The sequence below is a fragment of the Nostoc sp. genome (assembly GCF_035638895.1).
Lineage (GTDB): Bacteria > Cyanobacteriota > Cyanobacteriia > Cyanobacteriales > Nostocaceae > Nostoc.
Genome location: NZ_DASQZC010000437.1, coordinates 1 through 4286, shown reverse-complemented (window position 1 = coordinate 4286; position 4286 = coordinate 1). Strand labels below are relative to the sequence as shown.

Below are 4286 nucleotides of genomic sequence, written 5' to 3'. Positions count from 1 at the left end.
GGCAATAATGAGCAACTAGCCCTTACCTTAAATTCAATCACAGAAATTGCTAAATCAAGCCCTTTCAAAGACCTTGCAAATTTGGCTTCTGTTCGCGCTGCCCTAGATGATCCAGATCACGAATGGACATTTTGATTTTATAACAGCGCGATCGCTCTCCCAAAACTTTCTAAAAAGCTTGCCAACGCAGGCTTTTTTCATGTACTGCGAAACTTCAAGGCTAGAGGCGCTCTGAGATCATAGCGATCGCCACTATAATCACGTTGCATTGCAAGATAATTTTTACCAGACGATGAGCAAAAAAAATATTACGTTTCGGATAGATAGCGATCAGAAGGCTGCACTTGATGCGATCGCAGCAGGAATGAATCGCGATCGCAGCCACATACTTAATGAAGCGGTAGCCACTTATCTAGAGATGTATCAGTGGCAAACCGAGGAAATTCAAAAGGGGATTGCTGAAGCGAATACTGGAGACTTTGCCGATGATGAAGAAGTAAAAGCGACTTTTGCAAGACTCACCAATGTATATTAAGTGGTTGCGTAATGCGCTTCATACCACACAGTCACAATTACATTTATCAAATATCGCTTGCTTCCGGTAGCCAGTCTTCATCCAACACTAACTCTAAAGAATATGGGCACTCTTCTGGAAACACGGATACAAGTATCCCCGTTTGCTTGGCTGCTTGCCGACGCGCCCTTTGATAACTTTCCTCAAGTTGCTCTGTAGGATAGCTCTTAAGACTAGGACTATCTTCAATTGCTAACTCAATTTGGGTACGAGAATCAGTAATGGAATCGAGCCAACTATCTGAGCGACGCTGGGGTTGATATTGCCACTTGAGCAAATGTAAAAGTAAGCGAGTTAGTTGACTGGCAATACCCCGCCGTTCACTTTTGCCCAAGCCTTCAACCTCTTCAATCAGATGTTCTACATCAACTTCATGCCAGCGATGCGATCGCAATAGTTGGGTTGTCTGTTCAATCCACAAATTAAAATCTGCTTTATAAGTTGTGCTCATAGCCTTTATTGATCAGCCGCATAGTCTTAGGCAAGCCAAAATAAAATAGCCTTATTTTCCAATGCGCTCAAGTTCCTCTCGCAATACTCGCCGTAATATATCTTCTAACGGTTCACGGCGCTGCTGAATGTACTCACGCAAGGCATCGTTAATCAAAGTTTGGTAATTTTCTCCACCTGCTGCGTGAACTTGGTCACGAAACCATGCTAGTACTTCGTCATCTAGGCGAATTGTAATTCGAGTTTTGCCTGTTGGTGTTGATTCAATCGCTCCCCACTTGCCCTGGCTAAAATCATACTCAGTTTCCATAGTTTCCAAATCTAATACAATGTCAAAACTCCCAAATCTGGATTTTTGTCAAAAGCTTGAATATCCTCTACATGCGATCGCAAAATCTCTTCAATCTGTCTGGTTGAACAATTGCCATAACGAATCCAAATCACTTTCGGAGGAAATCCTCGCAAAATGCTCAACTCATTAAAATCAGCATCTCTGGTGACAACAGTAAATCCACTTTGTCCGGCATACTCCCAAACAGTTAGATCATCTGCTTGATCTAAGCTTATAAGAAAAAGATGCTGAGAGTTTGGGTACATATCAGCTAGTCGATCAACTAACCGAGGTGATAAGTTATGGTCAAACAATAACTTCATGCTTGCATTGTCAGCATTTGCCGTTCTCGATCAGCCGCATAGCTTAGGCAAGCCAAAATATCCTCTTGTGTCAAATAAGGAAAGTCATCAAGCAATTCCTCGTAGGTCATCCCAGAGGCAAGATAAGATAAAACATCGTATACAGTAATTCGCATTCCTCGAATACAAGGCTTACCACCTCGTTTTCCTGGTTCGATTGTAATAATGTTTTGGTACTGCACAGCTATTCAAACCTCAAAAATCTTCATCATCAACAAAAAATTCCGCATCGTCTTCTAATCGAGAATTACGCTGCCCAATGCCAGCAAGTCCCCAGAGAGGTTGCAGCAGTGCCATGCCAATTAACCCTACACAGGCACTAAAAGCCAGCACTAAACCCATTGGTATCTGAATCGATTGGAATGTTAAGAATTTTAACGATACGGGTGTGGCATTTTGGACTGAAATAATTGCGATCGCTATTATCCAAACCGCTAAAACTAAAGATGTCAAAAAAGGAGCGATTTTCATAGTTTGATAAAAGTTAAAAGTTAGGAGCTAATAATTCTTAACTTATAACTCTTAACTCCTAATTCTGACTGATTAAACTGCTACAGCCTCTAGTTTAGCAATGACATTCTCTAACTCTTGGGCGATTTGGGTGAGTTTTTCGGGAGTGTGAGTTTCTAGATAGACGCGCACCAGTGGTTCTGTACCGGAAGGACGCAGTAAAACCCAGCTACCCTCTTCTAAATACAGCTTAATACCATCTTTACGCCCCACTTCCTTGACTTTAATTCCTGCTACCTCTGTAGGTGGATTTCTAGTAAAAGAGTCGATGACGGCGATTTTGTGTGCCTCTGTGAGGTGCAAGTCTAGGCGGTTGTTGTAAAGTGGGCCATCGGCTTCGGCGATGGCTTCCTTAACCATCTGACTCAGAGGTTTGCCTTCATAAGCGATCGCTTCTGCCACCAGCATATCGGCTAAAATCCCGTCTTTTTCGGGAATATGTCCGATAATACTCAAACCGCCTGATTCTTCTCCACCAATTAACACGGCAGTTTCCCGCATTTTTTCACCTATATATTTAAAACCAACTGGTGTTTCGTAAATTTGCAGCCCATTTTTAGCCGCGAAATTATCCAGCAGATGGGTTGTCGCCACAGTGCGGACTATCGCGCCAGTTTTACCTTTATTTCTGATTAAATGACGCGCTAGAACTAACAGCACAGTATTCGGAGTAAGGACAGTTCCTCGTTCATCGACGATACCAAAGCGATCGCTATCTCCATCTGTCGCCAAGCCCAAATCAGCGCGATCGCGAACTACTGCTTCTACTAACTCAACTAATTGTTCTCCTTTGGGTTCTGGCATTCCACCCCCAAATAAAACATCTCTCCAATCGTGGAAACTTTCTAACTGAACGCCACTATGTTGCAAAACTTCATCTAAATAGCCGCGAGAGGTAGAATACAGAGCATCATACTTTACTTTTAAATTTGCGCTTTTAATCTTTTCTATATCAAGTAGAGTATAGATAAATTGCAGGTAATCTGGTCTCGGATCGAAAATTGAAATTGAACCTGATAGGTTATTCCCAGGTAACTCATCCGATGCACTTTCTATATTTGCCACAATAGTATCAGTAATCTCTGGAGTGGCAGGCCCAGCATAATCAGGTATATATTTAATTCCACAGTAGGGTGCTGGATTATGACTAGCAGTAAACATTAATGCCCCAGCAGAATTTAGATGACGGGCGTTGTAGGCAATTACTGGTGTGGGACAATCCCGATCAGTAATTTTTACAGTCCAACCTAAGTCTGCCAAAACTTGGGCCGATGTTTGGGCAAACTGGTCAGCTAAAAAGCGAGTATCGTAGGCAATAAGTACTGGTCTATCTTTTGTGTAGGCTGTATCCAAGTAAGTGGCGATTGCTCTTGTTACTTTCCGCACATTGGTGAAAGTAAAGTCATCAGCAATAATCCCTCGCCATCCATCAGTACCAAATTTTATATTGCTGGACATTTTTGCTACTTGCTCCTGTACATTATCAGTACTATAAAAGCTTCTCGCAAAGCGCGTGTAGCAGCAACTATCCTCCGAAGTTCTTTTCTAAGCAAGCCTTAGTTTAAACTTCTCCCCACCGTATTTTCTCTCACTGTTTCTGAGCAATGTCAACCCCCGATCGACCTTTTGCCAGTTATCACCTTTGGTCTCTAGTTGCCCCAGCGACTGGGCAAGAACGCTGGCATTGCCAGATGAGACGGGGGTTTATCAAAGCAAGGCAACACGAACCACAAGTCAAAGCGCTTTTAGGGCAAGCCACCGCGCCCCAGCGAATTGGCATACTTGCCCAAAAAGGCATTTATGAGTTTCATCATCACAGGCATCTGTTGAAGCAAGCCGATGGTGTAGAAAGAGTTGCACAGCTACTTAAATTAGGCAACTCAAGCGATCAAGTCCAGCAACGCGTGCTGCAAATTCTCAAAAAATATCATGATGCGCCATTGCTTTTGGATAAAGATATTATCCAATTAACTCCGGGTGATGAAGGCTTTCCTAAACCGATAGTAGTGGAACAAGAAGATTATTGCTTTCGCTTATATGCGGCTATGGACTGCGTTTT

Annotated in this window: 7 protein-coding genes and 1 pseudogene; 2 read left to right on the top strand and 6 right to left on the bottom strand. The window is 42.7% G+C overall.

The window, feature by feature from the left end; all coding sequences use genetic code 11:
* Positions 1-292: 292 nt before the first annotated feature.
* Complete coding sequence (locus VE944_RS22210; RefSeq protein WP_324981969.1) at positions 293-535, top strand: CopG family ribbon-helix-helix protein; 243 nt, start codon at positions 293-295, stop codon at positions 533-535.
* 46 nt (positions 536-581) lie between these two features.
* On the opposite strand, the gene VE944_RS22205 is transcribed toward VE944_RS22210, so the two are convergent.
* The 6 genes from VE944_RS22205 to VE944_RS22180 all read right to left on the bottom strand — a co-directional run bounded on the left by VE944_RS22205 (position 582) and on the right by VE944_RS22180 (position 3685).
* Positions 582-1025 (bottom strand): DUF29 domain-containing protein, encoded by a 444-nt coding sequence (locus VE944_RS22205; RefSeq protein WP_324981966.1) that lies wholly within the window; start codon positions 1023-1025, stop codon positions 582-584.
* A 51-nt stretch (positions 1026-1076) separates the two neighbouring features.
* Positions 1077-1334, bottom strand: a complete 258-nt coding sequence (locus tag VE944_RS22200) for a BrnA antitoxin family protein (protein ID WP_324981963.1) — start codon at positions 1332-1334, stop codon at positions 1077-1079.
* Positions 1335-1345: 11 nt separating this feature from the next.
* Positions 1346-1678 (bottom strand): DUF5615 family PIN-like protein, encoded by a 333-nt coding sequence (locus VE944_RS22195; protein WP_324981960.1) that lies wholly within the window; start codon positions 1676-1678, stop codon positions 1346-1348.
* Positions 1675-1899, bottom strand: a complete 225-nt coding sequence (locus VE944_RS22190) for a DUF433 domain-containing protein (protein WP_012412401.1) — start codon at positions 1897-1899, stop codon at positions 1675-1677. Before VE944_RS22190 ends, VE944_RS22195 begins: the two co-directional genes overlap by 4 nt.
* 13 nt (positions 1900-1912) lie before the next feature.
* Positions 1913-2188 (bottom strand): LapA family protein, encoded by a 276-nt coding sequence (locus VE944_RS22185; RefSeq protein WP_324981957.1) that lies wholly within the window; start codon positions 2186-2188, stop codon positions 1913-1915.
* Between the two features lie 72 nt (positions 2189-2260).
* Complete coding sequence (locus VE944_RS22180) at positions 2261-3685, bottom strand: phosphoglucomutase/phosphomannomutase family protein (protein ID WP_324981955.1); 1425 nt, start codon at positions 3683-3685, stop codon at positions 2261-2263.
* 146 nt (positions 3686-3831) lie between these two features.
* Between VE944_RS22180 and VE944_RS22175 the strand changes: the two are divergent.
* Positions 3832-4286 (top strand): annotated as a pseudogene (locus VE944_RS22175) (PD-(D/E)XK nuclease family protein); the annotation flags it as partial.